The organism is Mesorhizobium sp. M00.F.Ca.ET.216.01.1.1, assembly GCF_004010325.2.
GTDB lineage: Bacteria > Pseudomonadota > Alphaproteobacteria > Rhizobiales > Rhizobiaceae > Mesorhizobium.
This window is the reverse complement of record NZ_SADR02000008.1, coordinates 1-15,471: the sequence shown is the minus strand read 5'-3', so window position 1 is coordinate 15,471 and position 15,471 is coordinate 1. Positions and strand designations below refer to the sequence as shown.

The window sequence follows — 15,471 nt, the reverse complement described above, 5'->3', positions numbered from 1 at the left end:
GTTCTCCGTGATTTGACCGACGAGTCTGCGGAACCTGTCAGGATTTGCCGGCCTGCACCAGCATGTCCCGTTCGCGGCGTGACTGGACCAGCCAGTTATATGCCGCTCCGCCTGCCATCAGCACGGACGTGCCGAGAAACACCGCACGCATGCCGAAATGACCGCCGACGAAGCCGCCGAGCAACGGGCCTGCGACCTGTCCGACATATTGGGCCGAGATCGACAGGCCGAGAACATTGCCGCCGACGCCGTCCGGAACATTGTGGCGGATGACGCTGGTGATGCAGGGCAGGAGGCCGCCCAGTGCCAAGCCCATCAGGAACCGCAGGCCGACGAGCTGCCAGCCCTGCGTGGCGAAGGCTTGCGGGATCAGCAGCAGCGCCGAGACGGCAAGGGCCGCGACGATGACGTTCCAGTGGCCGATGCGGTCGGCGAGCTTGCCGAGCCGCGAGGCCGACAGGATGGCGCCGAGTGCCGCCGCCGACATGACGACGCCGGAGATCAGCGTGACCCGGCTCGTGTCCTTGATGAGCTGCTGGACATAGACCGTGATGATCGGCTCGATCGACATGGTGGCGAAGCTGAGCAGCATTCCGGTCGCCAGCATGGCGACGACGGGACGCTTGTCGGGAATTTGCGACCAGCCGCCCTTCGGCTTGCCTTTGTGTTCCGCGCTTGTGGCCGCCTGGCGAGGGGGCTCGTTGATAAGGAACGTGGTTGCCAGAAACGCCAGGAAGATGACGCCGCCGGCGAGCAGGAAGGTGGCGCGAATACCGATCAGCGGCGGCAGCGCGCCACCGAGCAGCGGCCCGACCAGGGCGCCGGCCGTGATGCCGGCCGACAGCACGCCGAGCGCCCAGCCGGAACGGTCCTTCGGCGTCTGCATGGCGACCAGGATTGTCGAGCCCGAAGAATAACCGCCGGCGAAACCGATCAGCAGGCGCAGCAGCACCAGTTGCCAGACCGTCTGCACCATGCCGGTCAGCGACATGCAGACGGCCATGCCGAAACTGGCGCGCACCAGCATCAATTTACGGCCATAGCGGTCGCCGAGCCGTCCCCAGAGCGGCGCCACCAGCGCGGCGGCGAAGAACGTCGCGCCATAGGCGATGCCGGACCATTGCACGATCGCCGCATGGCCCTCGGCACCCAACTGCTCGACATAGAGCGGCAGGAAGGGCAACAGCAAGGTCATGGCGACGAGCGTGCTGAACGAACCGGCAAAGCAGACAAACAGATTGCGCCGCCAATGGATGTTGTGCGCGCTTTGGGCTGTGCGGTCTTGCTGCATGTCATATCCTGTCCGTGCAGTCCATATGGCGGCTTGCTGCGGATACCAATTTGGGATACCAGTTTGGTATCCGTCATGGACGCTACCTCAGGCGCTGTCAATGCAGCGCCCTCAAACGTGATCGGCAAACTCCGGAGCTCGATCGTCAGCAAACGGAACCACGATGTCGCAGATGCAGAATGTCGAAAAACAGCTTCGCGAGATGATCCTCGGCCTGGAGGTCGGTCCGGGCGAGCGATTGACGGAACGCTGGATCGAGAGCCGCTTCGGGGCGTCGCGCACGCCGGTCAGGGCGGCGTTGTTGCGGCTTGAGACGGAGGGGCTGGTCTGCCGCGACGGGCGCGGCTGGACGGTCTCGCCCATCAACCTTGCCAAGCTCGAGCAGATCGCCGTTTACCGCGAAGCGGTCGAGGTTGCGGCACTCGGGCTGACCTGTGCCCTTGAGGACAGGAGCGCCGTCGATGTCGTCGAGGCGATGCTAGACTCATGCGACGCCAGCACCCCGCGCGAGGAATGGCACCGCGTCGGCATGGATTTCCATATCGAGCTGGCGCGACTGTCCGGCAACGAATTCCTGTTCCGGGCGGTCCGCGATGCGATGACGCGCCTGTCGCGCGCCCGTTGGCTGGAGGTTCGCGACGAGGCAGCACTCGGCCGTGCCTGGGCCGAACATCATGCCATTCTGGCGGCGGTGCGGGCAGGCGTTGCCGACAAGGCCGCACGGCTGCTTTCGGCCCATATCACCGGCAGCCGCGACCGGCTGGTGATGTCGCTGCACAATGACCGGCGCGGCCTGCGCGCCAGGGGATTTGCCGTCGTCGCTGCCTGATTTGCGAAAGCCAGCACTTTCGCCTCGCTTCGCAGGTGGCGATGGCGTAAGAGCGGCCATGGAAAACAACCGATTTGAAACACCCGTGACCGTCAAGGGCACTGCGGGAAGCAATCAGCTCTTGCGCACGGTGCGCGAGACTTCCGATTACCTCCTCAACAGCTGGCCCGGCAAGCGCAGCCCCAAGCACCGCGAAGCACTGCAGGCCTGTCATGATGCGCTGGCTGGCGACAAGCCGGCCATGACCGCCAGGCGCGCCTTCATCGCTGCTGCGCGCGAGGTGAACGTCTTCGTCAGTGACAAGGCGCCAGCCTGAAACTCAATGAGATTCCTGAACCCAGCGGGATTGTTGTCCGAAACCCCGGTCCGCCTCGCGGATTAGATGTCGTGCTACTCCGTCGTTTCCGCTTCGCTTTCGGACTTGGTCTGGTCGTCGGGCTTCGAACGTTCCTTGGCTGCGACCTTGGCTGCCAGCTTTTCCGCCTTCTTGGCCGCCTTCTGCCGGTCGCGCTCCTTGCGTTCCTGGCCGTAGTTCGGTGCTCGCGCCATATCGTTTTCCTTTCATTCTTCTTGGCCCCCTGCCTAAGAGCATTGGGTCATAAACACAACACCGTCAGCGGCGATCGGCTCCATGGATGCCTGGCAGCCGGGTTCTGCGCAGTCCCAGACTTGCGTCATGCCTGACACAATGGTTTAGAAAAGACTGGGGTTTAGAAAAGACTTGGGTTTAGAAAAGACCGGGGATAGCTGCCAAGAGCCGCCGACCGATTTTGAATCAGACGACCGAATGGCCACGCTTCAAAGAAACGCTCAGAAGCTATTCTATTATGCCCGCAACGCCATGCGCGATATCGCACCGCAGGCATTGTTCCGCCGCAGGCTGGGCAGGCTGCTCGACCAGGCCAGGCTTCCCGACCGGTCGGTCCGCGAGCGCCTCAACTATTACAACAACCTGCAGGACGGTTTCGCGCCGAGTCCCAATGCTGTGCGCATTAGCCGGCTGCCGTCGGACCGGAGCATGTACTATTATGATCTGAAGGAATTTGCCCGCTACTTCGATCCCGAATTGCGGATCGACCTGAAATTCGGCGATGTCGTCAGGGTGCCGAAGGTGCCGTCGATCGTCAAGTCCCGGCCGATTGCCGGCGAAAACAGGAACGCGATCCTGTTCAAGCTCAACAAGTTCCGTCACTTCCACATGCCCGCCGACGATGTTGCCTTCGCGGACAAGCTTCCAATCGCGGTCTGGCGCGGCGACCTCAACAATCCGATACGGACCCTGCTTCTGGAAGCCGCGCGCGATTTGCCGTTCTGCGATGTTGGCTCGCCAAAACCGAAGGCGCCGCCGGAGTATCGCAAGCCTTATCTCAGCATCGATCAGCAGCGGCGCTATCGCTACATCATATCACTCGAAGGCAATGATGTGGCGACCAACCTCAAATGGATCATGAGCTCGAATTCGCTCTGCCTGATGCCGCCGCCGACCTACGAGACCTGGTTTGCCGAAAGGCAGCTTGAACCGAATATCCACTATGTGCCGCTGCAGCCGGATTTCGCTGATCTTGCCGAGCGGGTACGGCACCTCGAACGACATCCGGCCGAAGCCGAACGCATCGTTGTCGCCGCGAATGCCTATTGCCGCACATTCGCCGACGAGCGGGCCGAGCAGGCGATCTGCCTGCTCGTGCTGTACAAATATTTCGTGCTCAGCGGCCAGATCAAACCCGACCCTGACGTCTGGCGCTATATTTCGGGCTAGTAGCCAGCATGCGCTTCGATGCGGTCGGCTGCTTGCGACTAGCCGTCCCGGTCAAGAACCAGATCGGCCGGACCGAAGCGGTCCTTTGCCGTCCACTGCTGGTGCCAGTAGGGATAGAGCACCGGCGGCTTGCTCACCGCGTCAAGCTGGCTGCGCTCCTCTTCGGCCAGCACCAGGCCCGCAGCGGCGATATTATCCTTGAACTGCGCTTCGGTCCGTCCGCCAACGATCAGCGAACTGACCGCAGGCCGACCGAGCAGCCAGGCAAGCGCCACCTGCGCCGCCGACACGCCGTGGCTCTTGCCGATGTCGACAAGCACGTCGACGATCCGCCACAGCCGCTCCTCGTCACGGATCGGCGGTTCCGACCAGCCACTGAGCTGGCGGGCGGTTGCCTGGTCGCGGTGATACTTGCCGGACAGCAATCCGCCGGCGAGCGGGCTCCAGACCAGCACGCCGAGCCCCTGATCGACCGAGATCGGTAAAAGTTCGTATTCGGCTTCGCGCGCTTCCAGCGTGTAGTGGATCTGCTGGGTAACGAAGCGCGGCCGGTGCTGGCGCTCGCTGATGCCGAGCGCCTTCATCACCTGCCAGCCGGAATAGTTGGAGCAGCCGACATAGCGAACCTTGCCCTGGCAGACCAGCGTATCGAGCGCGGCGATGGTTTCCTCTAGCGGCGTCATGCCGTCCCATTCGTGCAGGAAATAGATGTCGATGACATCGGTCTTGAGTCGCTTCAGGCTCTTCTCACATTCGCGGATCAGATGGTAGCGCGACAGGCCTTCGTCGTTGGGACCCTTTCCGATCCGCATGCGCGCCTTGGAGGCGATCAGCACGTCGCCCTTGCGCTTGCCGCCGAGCGCTTCGCCGATGATCTCTTCGGAAAGCCCGTTCGAATAGACGTTGGCGGTGTCGATGAGATTGATGCCGGCATCGATGCAGAGATCGATCATGCGGCGCGCCTCGTCGAGGTCGGTCTTGCCGACCGCCGCAAATGCGCCGGTGCCGCCGAAGGTCATGGTGCCCATGGTCAGTGTCGAAACTTTCAGCCCGGAACGGCCGAGAGTGCGGTATTCCATGTCAGGTCCTCGCGATTGTGTTGAAAGGGGCTGCCTCGAAGGCAGCCAGCAATGAACCCCTCATTTTGTAGGACAATTTGGGCAGCTTGTCGCCGGTGCCGCAAGGATGGATCGATCACATCTCGCGGATGCGAGGCGGCGCCAGCCATTGAGGCTGGCTGCAATAAAACCGTCATTACCGGCCTGTATCCAAGTCACTCAAGCTTGCACACGGAGCAGCGCAATGAACGACAGCAAACTGAACTCCGGGGCCAGGGATTGGCTGGAAGCCGAGCTTGCCGATACGCTCGATGAGGACTACGAGCTGGAAATTTCGGAGCCGGCGCTGTCAATGGAGATCGCCAGGATCTACAAGAACGCGCATCCGCCTTCGATCGAACGCCAGCAATATTTTCGCGACCTGATCGCCTTGCAATCCGAGTTGATCAAGCTGCAGTCATGGGTGGCTTACCACAAGAAGAAGCTGGTGGTGATCTTCGAGGGCCGTGATTCAGCCGGCAAGGGCGGCGTCATCAAGCGCATCACCCAGCGGCTCAATCCGCGTATCTGCCGCGTCGTCGCGCTGCCGGCGCCAACCGAGCGCGAGAAGTCGCAATGGTATTTCCAGCGCTCGTTCCGCATCTGCCGGCCGGCGGTGAGATCGTGCTGTTCGACCGCTCCTGGTACAACCGCTCCGGCGTCGAGCGGGTGATGGGCTTTGCCGAACCGGATCAGGTCGAGGAGTTCTTCCGCGACGTGCCCGATTTCGAGCGCATGCTGGTGCGTTCCGGCATTACGTTGGTCAAGTACTGGTTCTCGATCACCGATGAGGAGCAGCAGATGCGCTTCCTGATGCGCATCCACGATCCGATGAAGCAGTGGAAGCTGTCGCCGATGGACCTGCAGTCACGCGTGCGCTGGGAGCAGTACACCAAGGCCAAGGAAGAGACGTTCGCCCGCACCAACATTCCCGAAGCCCCGTGGTTTATCGTCGAGGGCAACGACAAGAAGCGGGCGCGGCTGAACTGCATCGACCACCTTCTCAAGCAGATGCCCTATGAGGAGGTGCCGCACGAGGAGATCACGCTGCCGGAGCCCGTCTTCAATCCCGAATACGAGCGCCAGGTGTTGCCGCGCGAGCTTTACGTGCCGGAGAAGTATTGAGGTTGCTTCGCGGCCTGCTGGCGTGCGGAACAGTACGCGACAAGCGGCCGCGCGCCCTGAATCGCTGCGCTCGTCGGCTGATGTCGCGGCACAGATCTTGGGATCCATGCCGTTACTTCTGAGCGCAGCAGCGGTGCAGACAAAATGCCACGATTTCTGTTGTTTATTCGCGCTTGATGACGACATGGGTGGCTAGCGGAGTGGCCACCTGTTCGCTGCACTGATAGCCGAGTTTGGGCATGTCGATGCCCGCGAAAAGATGCTCCCCGGAACCCAGAAGGACCGGCGAGATCGCCATGTGCATCTCGTCCACCAATCTCTCCTGCAGATACTGGCGGACGGTAGCGACACCACCGCCGAGCCGAACATCCTTGCCGTCTGCTGCCGCGGTGGCTTGTTCGAGCGCGGCATGGATGCCATCGGTGACGAAGTAAAAAGTCGTGCCGCCTTCCATGTCGATTGGCACGCGCTTGTGATGGGTCAGCACGAAAACCGGCACATGGTAGGGCGGATTGTCTCCCCACCAGCCTTTCCAGCTTTCGTCCTTCCAGGGTCCGCGGATGGGGCCGAACATGTTGCGGCCCAGGATCCACGCCCCGATATTTTCGAAGCTGCGCGCCGCGAACGCGTCGTCCGTGTCCGTGGTCCCGCCATCTTCGCCAAACACGTCGCGGAAGGTTCGAGTGCCGACCATCCATTTGTGCAGGGCTTCTCCGCCGACTCCCAGCGGGTTTTTCAGGTCCTGGTCGGGACCAGCGCCGAAGCCATCGATCGACAGGCTGAAACCATTGACACGAAGTTTGGACATGACTGTCTTCTCCATAATCAGTTGTGAAATGCAAGCAGTTGTCTCCTAGCTAAACTGATTGCGTTTTGCAAGCGGTTTTTTCCGATATTGACTAGCGTCGCCTGAACGGCCGTTCGCGAAAAGGATCGTGCCCACGCAACCGGGCAACTTGACTAGGAGGGTGAGGGCAGGGTGATCGCGTCGCGGTCGCGGCCACGTCGCGATTTCGAGACCATTCGCCGGCAGGGGGATTTATCACCTGAGGCAAGGTATGTCTCCGAAAGGTGACTACCCCTTCAGCATCGCCGCCACTTCGGGCGCGAAGTAGGTCAGGATGCCGTCACAGCCGGCGCGCTTGAAGGCGAGCAGTGATTCCAGCATCGCCTTTTCGCCATCGATCCAGCCATTGGCGGCAGCCGCCTTGATCATCGAATATTCGCCCGACACCTGGTAGGCGAAGGTCGGCATCTGCAACTCGTCCTTCAGCCGGCGGATGATGTCGAGATAGGGCAGGCCGGGCTTGACCATCAGCATGTCGGCGCCCTCGGCGAGGTCCTGCTCGGCTTCGCGTACCGCTTCATCGGAATTGGCGTGGTCGATGTAATAGGTCTTCTTGTCGCCCTTGAGCAAGCCGGCGGTGCCGACCGCCTCGCGGTAAGGGCCGTAGAAGGCGGAGGCGAACTTCGTCGCGTAAGACATGATCGCCACATCCTGGAAGCCGTTGGCATCGAGCGCGTCGCGGATGGCGCCGATGCGACCGTCCATCATGTCGGAGGGCGCAATGATGTCGGCGCCCGACGCCGCCTGGATGACCGCAGCAGCGGTCACCTGCTCCACCGTCTCGTCATTGACGATGATGCCATCGCGCAGGATGCCGTCATGGCCGTGGCTGGTGAACGGGTCGAGCGCGGCATCGGTGATGATGCCGATCTCCGGCACCGCGTGCTTGATGGCGCGGGTGGCGCGGTTGATGATGTTTTCCGGGTCGAGAATGTGCGAACCGGTCTGGTCGCGCAGGGCGAGCTGGACATTGGGGAATGTGGCGATCGCCGGGATGCCGAGCCTTGCCGCACGCTCCGCTTCCTTCACCGCAAGGTCGAGCGACAGGCGGAACACGCCGGGCATGGCGGCGATCGGTTCTCGGACATTCTCGCCATCGACGACGAAGATCGGCCAGATCAAATCGTCGACGGAGAGCCGGTTCTCCTGCACCAGGCGGCGCGACCAGTCGGCCTTGCGCATGCGGCGCAAGCGGCGGCTGCCGGTGATCTCATCGACGCTGCGCGCGCCGGCAGGCTTTGCGGGGGTGAATTTGTTCATCGCCAAAACTCCGGATCGGCGGCTTTTACCACGAGCTTTTGGCGCTGACCAATGTGACACGATTGTGCCAGGCAATCGCCCGAGGTCGCGCTGCCCCTCACCCTTACTCTCTCCCCGTTCTTCACGGGGAGAAGGTGCCAGCAGGCGGATGAAGGGCCGGCAACAACCTGTCAAGGCTGGCCGTTGCCGGACAGCACCTGCACCGCACCCCGCATGGCGACGCGGAACGCCTCATCGAAGCTGACGCCGCGCACCTGCCAATTGTAGGTCTTGCCGCCCGCGGCAAGCCGCCAGTCGGCGATCCAGCCCAGCTCCTTGTCGCTCCACACGATGCTGCCGGCGAGCGCCTGGTCGGCGCCGGCCTTTCGGGCAAGCTGGTCCAGCGTCGCTATGTCGGTGTCGCGTAGGGCCTTGTCACTCAGCCCGGAGGCGGAGAGCAGCGAGGCCTGCGGGAATGTGATGCGCATGAGTAGCGGTTGGGTGGCGTTGACGAAGGATTCGCGCATGGCTTGGCCGCGCTGCTCGTCGGCGGTCAGCGCGAAATGCCTTGCGCCTTGCTCAGCCACCAGGAAGACCGCGAGGCGCGGCCGCTCGGCAAGCCATGGCCGGCTGTCGAGCGTGGCAAGCAGCGGATCGATCACCGCAGGCTGGTAGAGGCAGGTGAGGTCGTGCGGCCGGTCATGGGTGCCTTGCTCATCATGGACCGGAATGCCTTCCAGGCGGTCGTGGTAGCGGAATTCGGCAACGAAGCTGCCGGCCTTATCGCGCAGCGCCGCCATCTCGGGTCTTTTCGGCAGCCGCTGATCGCCGGAGACGCGGACCAGGACCGCGTCCAGGCAGGCCTTGAAGCCGGTCTGGCGGTTCACCTCACCCTGGCCGGTGACGATCGTCTGCGACTGGTAGAGCTCATCGACGGTTGCCGCGATTGCGGGATAAACCGTCCAACAAGCGGTCACCAGGCCGATCACCACAAGCAACAGGCGCGAAAATCCAGGCATGACCCACCGTCCGGCTCCAAGCCCCGGCCTTTTGCCCGGCCTGGCAGCCAACTTTCTAGCACCGGCTGCAGGTGCCGGCCAAGGCAGCAGGATTGCGCTGCCGCCATTGACGCGCCCATGCGTCACGCTTTAGCTCTTCAGTCCCGGCGAGGCGGGGACGAGGATTCTGTCACCATGGATTTTGGCGGAGGCGACGAGATTCGCTTCGAACGGTTGGGCAAGGCCGGCGTCGTTACGCTGACGCGGCCGCAGGCGCTCAATGCCGTCACCCATCGCATGGTCAAGGCGCTCGACAAGGCGTTGCGTTCCTGGGAGCGGGATGACGGCGTCGATGTTGTTGTCGTCAAGGCTGAGGGAAGCAGGGCGTTTTCGGCCGGTGGCGACATCTTGCATATCTACGAGGCCGGCCGCGCAGGGAACCCGCCTGTCGATTTCTTCGCCGACGAATACCAGCTCAACGCCCGCATCGCGCGATTCAAAAAACCCTATGTCGCGCTGATCGACGGCATCGTCATGGGCGGCGGCGTCGGCATTTCGTTCCACGGCTCGCAGCGGGTGATGACCGAGAACGCCCAGTTCGCCATGCCGGAAGTCGGTATCGGCTTTTTTCCGGACGTTGGCGCCAGCCATCTTTTGCCCGACCTCTGCGGCAGCTTCGGCATGTATCTGGCCCTGACCGGCAACCGCATACGCTATGGCGATGCGCTATGGTCGGGCCTGGCCTCGCATACGATCAAGGCCGAGGACCAAGCCGGCTTCCTCGACCGGCTGGCCGCGACCGGCGATCCGGAATCGGTGCTGCGCAGCTGTTTCATACCGGCCCGGCGCGAGACCGACAGGCCGACGCTGGAAGCCATCGCCCGCCATTTCGCGCAACCGTCCCTGGCCGAGATCATCAGCAGCCTGGAGCGGGCAGCGGCCGCCGACGAGTTCGCGGCAAAGACGCTGGCGACGATCCGCACCCGCTCGCCGACCAGCCTGCATGTCGCCTGGCGCCAGATCAGCGCCGGGCTGACGCTGTCGATGGACGAGTGCATGAAGATGGAGTTCCGCATCCTCAACCGCATGCTTGCCGGCCACGACTTTTATGAAGGCATCCGCGCCGCCATCATCGACAAGGGCTCGACGCCGCAATGGCGGCCGGCAAGCCTCGATGCCGTCAGCGCTGCCGACGTCGATGCCTATTTCGCACCGCTCGGCGAACGGGAGCTCAAACTGTGAGCGAGGTCACGTCGAGACGCGTCGTGCTCCAGCCTTCTACGGCTGAAGTCATCTTCGCCTGGTTCCAGCGCGTTATATCAGGCTACTGCCTGCTGTTCGGGATCTTGTATTGGATCCGGCTGATCGGCTTCTACCCCGGTCCGCTGTGGCGCTTCGACCTGATGCCGGTGCACTGGCAGGTGGCCGCGGTGGTGCTCGCTGTCTTCTTTCCCTTCGCCGCCGCCGGCCTGTGGATGCTGGCGTCGTGGGGGCCGGTTATCTGGTTCATCTGCGCGGTGACCGAGACCGTCATGTATGCCGGCTTTCCCGAGCTTTTCGGCCACCGGCTGCTGATCGTCGCCTCGCACGCGACGGCAGCACTGCTCTATATCGTCTTCCGGGTGGTGATCTGGCTGCAGAAGCGCCAGACGCGGCGATAGGTCGGGCAGCGTCAGGTCACCCCAAAATCGTTGGCTAAATCTTTAGGTTAATTATCCTTGCTCGCGTGACCGTTCGTTAAGCCTCTTTCGAAACCTCTTACCGGTAAGCTCTTGTTAGCCTTGGCGTTTAAGTCGAATTTTATGAGTATTCGATAGTGTCGCGATCAAGGTGAAAAACAAAAAATCACCGGGCGTCAAACGAGAGGCAAAGACAATGATCAATTCGCGTCCGGCGGCGAAGACCGCCAACGTATCCGACGACCGCCGCGAGGCGATCCGTTCGCTGTACATGGAATCGCTGCAGCTGGTAGAGCGTCTGCACCGCCGTCTGCTTGACGTGATCAAGGACGAATTCGACCGCAACGGCCGTTCCGACATCAACGCCATCCAGGCGCTGCTGCTGTTCAACATCGGCAATTCGGAGCTGACCGCCGGCGAACTGCGCTCGCGCGGCTACTATCTCGGCTCGAACGTCTCCTACAATCTGAAGAAGCTGGTCGACCTCGGCTTCATCAACCACCAGCGCTCGCGCATCGATCGCCGTTCGGTGCGGGTTTCGCTGACGCCGAAAGGCAACGAGGTGGCGGACGTCGTCGCCGGCCTCTACGAGCGCCATGTCGGCTCGATCGAGCAGGTCGGCGGCATCAACACCGACGAGTTCAAGCAGATGAACCGTGCGCTGCAGCGGCTCGACCGCTTCTGGAACGACACGATTGCCTACCGGATGTAAGGCAGATCAGACACATCAGAGGGGACCGCGCCGAAGAAGCGCGGCTGGGGAGCAACTCAAGGCCGGTGCCGAAAAAGCACCGGCCTTTCCTTTTCGTCACGCCGGCCGATCCAAATCACCGCCAAGGCCACGTTGCCGCCATATTCCCAGTGAAAGCGAGGATGCGGATGATGTGCTGTGGCAAAGCCATGAGCTCATCCTCCGCGTCGCGCGCCCTTTCTCGCTGAAGTGATGCGGGCCATGGTTGGCTAATTGTTAAGAATGCCAACCCTAGAGTTCGGGCAAGATCGCCCGGTGATCGAACTGCTGCAATAATGTTGGAACGTCCATGAGAACCAGCCGCCGTTTCTTTCTTTCCGGAGCCTCCGCGCTCGCAGCCGCGATGGTTGCAGGCAGCGCCAGTGCGCAGGACGTGATCGGGGATATCCTGAAATCCTCGGCCCGCGGTAATTGGGACGACCAGTTCGACGCCCGCGCCAGCGGGGGCGGCAAGGTGGCTTCGACGCTGCCGATCTTCAGCCTGCAGACTGTCGCGTACACCGAACAGGCGGTCGCGCAGTATCAGAACATCATCGCCCAAGGCGGCTGGGAGCAGGTTCCGGCGACCAAGAAGCTGCAGCTCGGCGTCGACGATCCGGATGTGGTGCCGCTGCGCAAGCGCTTGATGATTTCCGGTGACCTGGCACAGAGCGCCGGCATTTCGACGGCCTTCGATTCCTATGTCGATGCAGCGGTCAAGCGCTTCCAGGCGCGTCATGGCCTGCCTACCGACGGCGCCCTGGGCAAGTACACCTACGCGGCGATGAATGTTTCGGCGCAGATCCGGCTTGGTCAGTTGCAGACCAATCTGCAGCGGCTGCGCGAGCGCGCCGGCACGCTGGGCAACCGCTATGTGCTGGTTGACATCCCGGGCGCCCAGATCGAGGCGGTCGAGAACGACCGCGTCGTGCTGCGCCACACCGCGATCGTCGGCAAGATCGACCGCCAGACGCCGATCGTCAATTCCAAGATCAATGAGATCATCGTCAATCCCTACTGGAACGCGCCGGTCTCGATCGTGCGCAAGGACATCATTCCGTTGATGCGGAAGGATCCCAACTATCTCAAGGACAGCCGTATCCGCCTGTTCGCGCCCGACGGCAGCGAGGTCGATCCGCTGACGGTCGACTGGTCGACCGACGACGCGGCGAAGTATCGGTTCCGCCAGGATCCGGGCTCCGGCAATGCGATGGCTTCGGTCAAGATCAATTTCCCGAGCCCCGACGGTGTCTACATGCATGACACGCCGCAGCAGAGCCTGTTCGGCAAGATGATGCGCTTCGATTCCTCGGGCTGCGTGCGCGTCCAGAACGTGCGCGACCTCGTCACCTGGATCCTGCGCGACACGCCTGGCTGGGACCGCCAGCATTTCGAGGCGGCGATCAAGACCGGCGAGAACACGCCGGTACAGGTCACAAACCCGGTGCCGGTCTATTTCCTCTATGTCTCCGCCTGGTCGACTGGAACTGGCGTGGTGCAGTTCCGCGACGACATCTACGGCCTCGACGGGGCCAACGAACTGCAGATCACCTCTTCGCTATAAGCGACTGATATTTTTTCTGAAAAGGCCGCCGAAGAAGGCGGCCTTTTGCTTTTAACCGGCGCGTTGTTGCATACCGGGCCGGACGGATCGGCGGGCTTTGCGCATGGTCCGGGAAAGATTCGGAATCGCGCCATGCATGTCGCCGTCTTCATCCTGGTCGTGCTCGTCTTCGTCGCGGTTTCCGGCGCGCTGGTCCGGCTGGTGCGGGTGCCGCTGCCGGTGCTGCAGATAGCCATGGGCGCGGCGCTCGCCTGGCCGGTGCGCGGTATGCATGTCGAGATCGATCCCGAGCTGTTCCTGCTGGTGTTCATTCCGCCGCTGCTGTTCGGCGATGCCTATGGTGCGCCGAAGCGCGAACTGGTGGCGCTGCGCGGGCCGATACTGGATCTTGCCATCGGGCTCGCCTTCTTCACCATCGTCGGCTTCGGCTACGCCCTGCACTGGCTGGTGCCGAGCATCCCGCTCGTCGTTGCCTTCGCGCTCGCTGCGGTGCTGTCGCCGACCGACGCGGTGGCGGTGTCCTCGATCGTCGACAGGAACGTGGTCCCGGCGCGGCTGATGCATATTCTGGAAGGCGAGTCGCTACTCAACGATGCGTCGGGCCTGGTCATGTTCCGCTTCGCCGTGGCGGCGGTGCTGACCGGCAGCTTTTCGTTCGCCGCTGCATCCCTGAGTTTCCTCTACGCGGTCGCAGCCGGCATCCTGGCCGGCGCGGTGGCGCTGTTCGTCGCCGCCAAGGTGCTGCAATTGCTGAACCGCATTGGCGGCGTGCCGGGGGAGGCACAGGTGCTGGTCATGATCCTGCTGCCCTTCGTCGCCTATCTCGGCGCCGAGCATGTCGGGGCCTCCGGCATCCTGGCGGCGGTCACTGCCGGCCTGCTCACCGGCGGCTCCGGGATTTTCCGCTTCCTCGGCGTCTCCGCCCGCATCCAGATAATGTCGCTGTGGACGACGCTTTCCTTTGTTTTCAACGGCACGCTCTTCATCCTGCTCGGCGTGCAGCTTCCCGACATCATCCGCAATGTGCCGCCTGAACTCAGCAGCCGGCTGCCGGTGATCGAACCGATCCTGACGGTGCTGGCGCTGACGCTGTGCCTGATCGCGCTGCGCTTCCTGTGGATCTGGGTCGGCGATATCGCGACCCGCATCTCGGCGCGATTGCGCAAGCACAAGGCCGAACCGTTCGGGCTGCGCGTCCGTCTCGCCGGCTCGGTGGCCGGAGTGCGCGGCGCGATCACGCTTGCCGGCATCCTGTCGCTGCCGCTCGCCATGCCGGACGGTTCGCCCTTTCCGGCGCGCGATGTGGTGATCTTCCTGGCCGCGGGCGTCATCATCTGCTCGCTGGTGATCGCCAGCCTCGCGTTGCCCAGGATCGCACGCGGGCTGGTCGAGCCGGGCGAGGACGCTGGAGCGGCCGAGGAGCGCCTGGCGCGTGTCGGTGCGGCCAAGGCCGCCATCGCCCGCATCGAGAGCATAGCCGGGGCGGATGCGGGGGACGGCGAGGTGCCCGGCGCCCGGCTGGCCGCGGCCGACAGCATTGTCGCCGGCTACCGGCGTCGCATCGCCGCCTCGGACGAGGCCGATGAAGGACGCGCCGAAGCAAGGGAGGCCGGACGGCTTGAGCTCGAGCTGAGGCTTGCCGGCATCGAGGCCGAACGCACAGCCGTGCGCGCCATGTTTCGCCGTCGCGAGATCAATGATCACACGATGCAGGCGCTGCTCACCGAAATCACGCTGAGCGAGGCCTTGCTGAAGGGGCGCCGGGCGAGGAAATAGCGGCATCTCCCCTGGGGGAGATCCGCAGCTACGCCACCAACGTCGCTTTAGCGTGGAAAATATCAACCTGCGACAGCCATCACCGGCCGGAGGCCACGGCTCCGCATTTGAGGACCTCCTGCTGATACCAGAACTGGATCGCCCCTTTCTCCGACCGCGTCATAGTCTTACTGCGTCATAAATTGCTGACCTGACGCGGACTGTCCATGGCTCTTGTGCAGCACGGACATCGTTGCAGACGGTTGGCCAGGGCCACAGTCAGGCGTCGCCGGATGGTCGGGATTGAGGTCGGGACGTGCCGCTCTGGTCGGATCGGAGGATCCGCGGGGTCGATAACCGTCGGGAAGACCAGATGTTTGGCGGCCCTGGGCGCGAGCTGGAGTTGAGGGGGGAATCGTCTCCCTCAGAGCGACCAGGAAGCCATAGGCGGCGATACAGAGACTGGCGTGGTGGTGGAAGCCCCGCCACCCTCGGCCTTCGTAGTGGCCCAGTCCCAGCTCCTGCTTGAGTTCCTGATAGTCTCGCTCGATCCGCCAA

14 protein-coding genes and 2 pseudogenes are annotated in these 15,471 nt (G+C 63.0%); 9 read left to right on the top strand and 7 right to left on the bottom strand.

Annotated features, from left to right (window positions below; genetic code table 11):
• Positions 1–37: 37 nt before the first annotated feature.
• Positions 38–1,291, bottom strand: a complete 1,254-nt coding sequence (locus EN859_RS12410) for an MFS transporter (RefSeq protein WP_127854385.1) — start codon at positions 1,289–1,291, stop codon at positions 38–40.
• Positions 1,292–1,454: 163 nt separating this feature from the next.
• Here EN859_RS12410 and EN859_RS12405 point away from each other — a divergent pair, with 163 nt between their 5' ends.
• Together EN859_RS12405 and EN859_RS12400 are read left to right on the top strand one after the other, a co-directional pair.
• Positions 1,455–2,120 carry a GntR family transcriptional regulator gene (locus EN859_RS12405; protein ID WP_127854384.1) on the top strand — a complete coding sequence of 222 codons (666 nt, stop codon included), beginning with the start codon at positions 1,455–1,457 and terminating at the stop codon, positions 2,118–2,120.
• 58 nt (positions 2,121–2,178) lie between these two features.
• The gene (locus EN859_RS12400; protein ID WP_127854383.1) at positions 2,179–2,436 is read left to right on the top strand and encodes a DUF982 domain-containing protein; all 258 of its coding nucleotides are present in this window, start codon (positions 2,179–2,181) and stop codon (positions 2,434–2,436) included.
• Between the two features lie 74 nt (positions 2,437–2,510).
• Here the strand turns inward: EN859_RS12400 and EN859_RS12395 are convergent, their stop codons facing one another.
• A complete protein-coding gene (locus tag EN859_RS12395) occupies positions 2,511–2,669 on the bottom strand; it encodes a hypothetical protein (RefSeq protein ID WP_127854382.1) in 159 nt (52 codons plus the stop codon).
• A gap of 238 nt (positions 2,670–2,907) precedes the next feature.
• Between EN859_RS12395 and EN859_RS12390 the strand changes: the two genes are divergently transcribed.
• Complete coding sequence (locus tag EN859_RS12390) at positions 2,908–3,879, top strand: glycosyl transferase family 90 (protein WP_127854381.1); 972 nt, start codon at positions 2,908–2,910, stop codon at positions 3,877–3,879.
• Positions 3,880–3,917: 38 nt separating this feature from the next.
• Here EN859_RS12390 and EN859_RS12385 read toward each other — a convergent pair whose 3' ends face one another.
• A complete protein-coding gene (locus EN859_RS12385; RefSeq protein WP_127854380.1) occupies positions 3,918–4,958 on the bottom strand; it encodes an aldo/keto reductase in 1,041 nt (346 codons plus the stop codon).
• 223 nt (positions 4,959–5,181) lie between these two features.
• Here EN859_RS12385 and ppk2 point away from each other — a divergent pair.
• Positions 5,182–6,101: pseudogene (ppk2, locus tag EN859_RS12380) on the top strand (polyphosphate kinase 2).
• 163 nt (positions 6,102–6,264) lie between these two features.
• On the opposite strand, the gene EN859_RS12375 reads toward ppk2, so the two are convergent.
• The 3 genes from EN859_RS12375 to EN859_RS12365 all read right to left on the bottom strand — a co-directional run bounded on the left by EN859_RS12375 (position 6,265) and on the right by EN859_RS12365 (position 9,206).
• Positions 6,265–6,909: a dihydrofolate reductase family protein gene (locus EN859_RS12375; RefSeq protein ID WP_127854540.1), complete on the bottom strand. Its 645-nt coding sequence runs from the start codon at positions 6,907–6,909 to the stop codon at positions 6,265–6,267.
• Positions 6,910–7,176: 267 nt separating this feature from the next.
• A complete protein-coding gene (gene hemB / locus EN859_RS12370) occupies positions 7,177–8,208 on the bottom strand; it encodes a porphobilinogen synthase (RefSeq protein ID WP_127854379.1) in 1,032 nt (343 codons plus the stop codon).
• A 170-nt stretch (positions 8,209–8,378) separates the two neighbouring features.
• Positions 8,379–9,206 carry a DUF2066 domain-containing protein gene (locus EN859_RS12365; RefSeq protein WP_127854378.1) on the bottom strand — a complete coding sequence of 276 codons (828 nt, stop codon included), beginning with the start codon at positions 9,204–9,206 and terminating at the stop codon, positions 8,379–8,381.
• Between the two features lie 174 nt (positions 9,207–9,380).
• Between EN859_RS12365 and EN859_RS12360 the strand changes: the two genes are divergently transcribed.
• The 5 genes from EN859_RS12360 to EN859_RS12340 all read left to right on the top strand — a co-directional run bounded on the left by EN859_RS12360 (position 9,381) and on the right by EN859_RS12340 (position 14,934).
• Positions 9,381–10,427 (top strand): enoyl-CoA hydratase/isomerase family protein, encoded by a 1,047-nt coding sequence (locus EN859_RS12360; RefSeq protein WP_127854377.1) that lies wholly within the window; start codon positions 9,381–9,383, stop codon positions 10,425–10,427.
• Positions 10,424–10,846, top strand: coding sequence for a DUF6163 family protein (locus EN859_RS12355; protein ID WP_127854376.1), 423 nt, complete (start codon positions 10,424–10,426; stop codon positions 10,844–10,846). Before EN859_RS12360 ends, EN859_RS12355 begins: the two co-directional genes overlap by 4 nt.
• Positions 10,847–11,060: 214 nt before the next feature.
• Positions 11,061–11,576 carry a winged helix DNA-binding protein gene (locus EN859_RS12350; RefSeq protein WP_013896002.1) on the top strand — a complete coding sequence of 172 codons (516 nt, stop codon included), beginning with the start codon at positions 11,061–11,063 and terminating at the stop codon, positions 11,574–11,576.
• Positions 11,577–11,904: 328 nt separating this feature from the next.
• Positions 11,905–13,158: a L,D-transpeptidase family protein gene (locus tag EN859_RS12345; protein WP_127854375.1), complete on the top strand. Its 1,254-nt coding sequence runs from the start codon at positions 11,905–11,907 to the stop codon at positions 13,156–13,158.
• A 132-nt stretch (positions 13,159–13,290) separates the two neighbouring features.
• The gene (locus tag EN859_RS12340; RefSeq protein ID WP_127854374.1) at positions 13,291–14,934 is read left to right on the top strand and encodes a Na+/H+ antiporter; all 1,644 of its coding nucleotides are present in this window, start codon (positions 13,291–13,293) and stop codon (positions 14,932–14,934) included.
• Between the two features lie 401 nt (positions 14,935–15,335).
• Here the strand turns inward: EN859_RS12340 and EN859_RS12335 are convergent.
• Positions 15,336–15,471, bottom strand: a pseudogene (locus EN859_RS12335) (IS701 family transposase); the annotation flags it as partial.

Bases quoted from the DNA above. Each gene is read 5' to 3' on its own strand.
- EN859_RS12385 (WP_127854380.1), bottom strand. From the start codon at position 4,958: ATGGAATACCGCACTCTCGGCCGTTCCGGGCTGAAAGTTTCGACACTG.
- EN859_RS12395 (WP_127854382.1), bottom strand. From the start codon at position 2,669: ATGGCGCGAGCACCGAACTACGGCCAGGAACGCAAGGAGCGCGACCGG.
- EN859_RS12375 (WP_127854540.1), bottom strand. From the start codon at position 6,909: ATGTCCAAACTTCGTGTCAATGGTTTCAGCCTGTCGATCGATGGCTTC.
- EN859_RS12400 (WP_127854383.1), top strand. From the start codon at position 2,179: ATGGAAAACAACCGATTTGAAACACCCGTGACCGTCAAGGGCACTGCG.
- EN859_RS12405 (WP_127854384.1), top strand. From the start codon at position 1,455: ATGTCGCAGATGCAGAATGTCGAAAAACAGCTTCGCGAGATGATCCTC.
- EN859_RS12410 (WP_127854385.1), bottom strand. From the start codon at position 1,291: ATGCAGCAAGACCGCACAGCCCAAAGCGCGCACAACATCCATTGGCGG.
- EN859_RS12350 (WP_013896002.1), top strand. From the start codon at position 11,061: ATGATCAATTCGCGTCCGGCGGCGAAGACCGCCAACGTATCCGACGAC.
- EN859_RS12340 (WP_127854374.1), top strand. From the start codon at position 13,291: ATGCATGTCGCCGTCTTCATCCTGGTCGTGCTCGTCTTCGTCGCGGTT.
- hemB (WP_127854379.1), bottom strand. From the start codon at position 8,208: ATGAACAAATTCACCCCCGCAAAGCCTGCCGGCGCGCGCAGCGTCGAT.
- EN859_RS12360 (WP_127854377.1), top strand. From the start codon at position 9,381: ATGGATTTTGGCGGAGGCGACGAGATTCGCTTCGAACGGTTGGGCAAG.
- EN859_RS12345 (WP_127854375.1), top strand. From the start codon at position 11,905: ATGAGAACCAGCCGCCGTTTCTTTCTTTCCGGAGCCTCCGCGCTCGCA.
- EN859_RS12390 (WP_127854381.1), top strand. From the start codon at position 2,908: ATGGCCACGCTTCAAAGAAACGCTCAGAAGCTATTCTATTATGCCCGC.
- EN859_RS12365 (WP_127854378.1), bottom strand. From the start codon at position 9,206: ATGCCTGGATTTTCGCGCCTGTTGCTTGTGGTGATCGGCCTGGTGACC.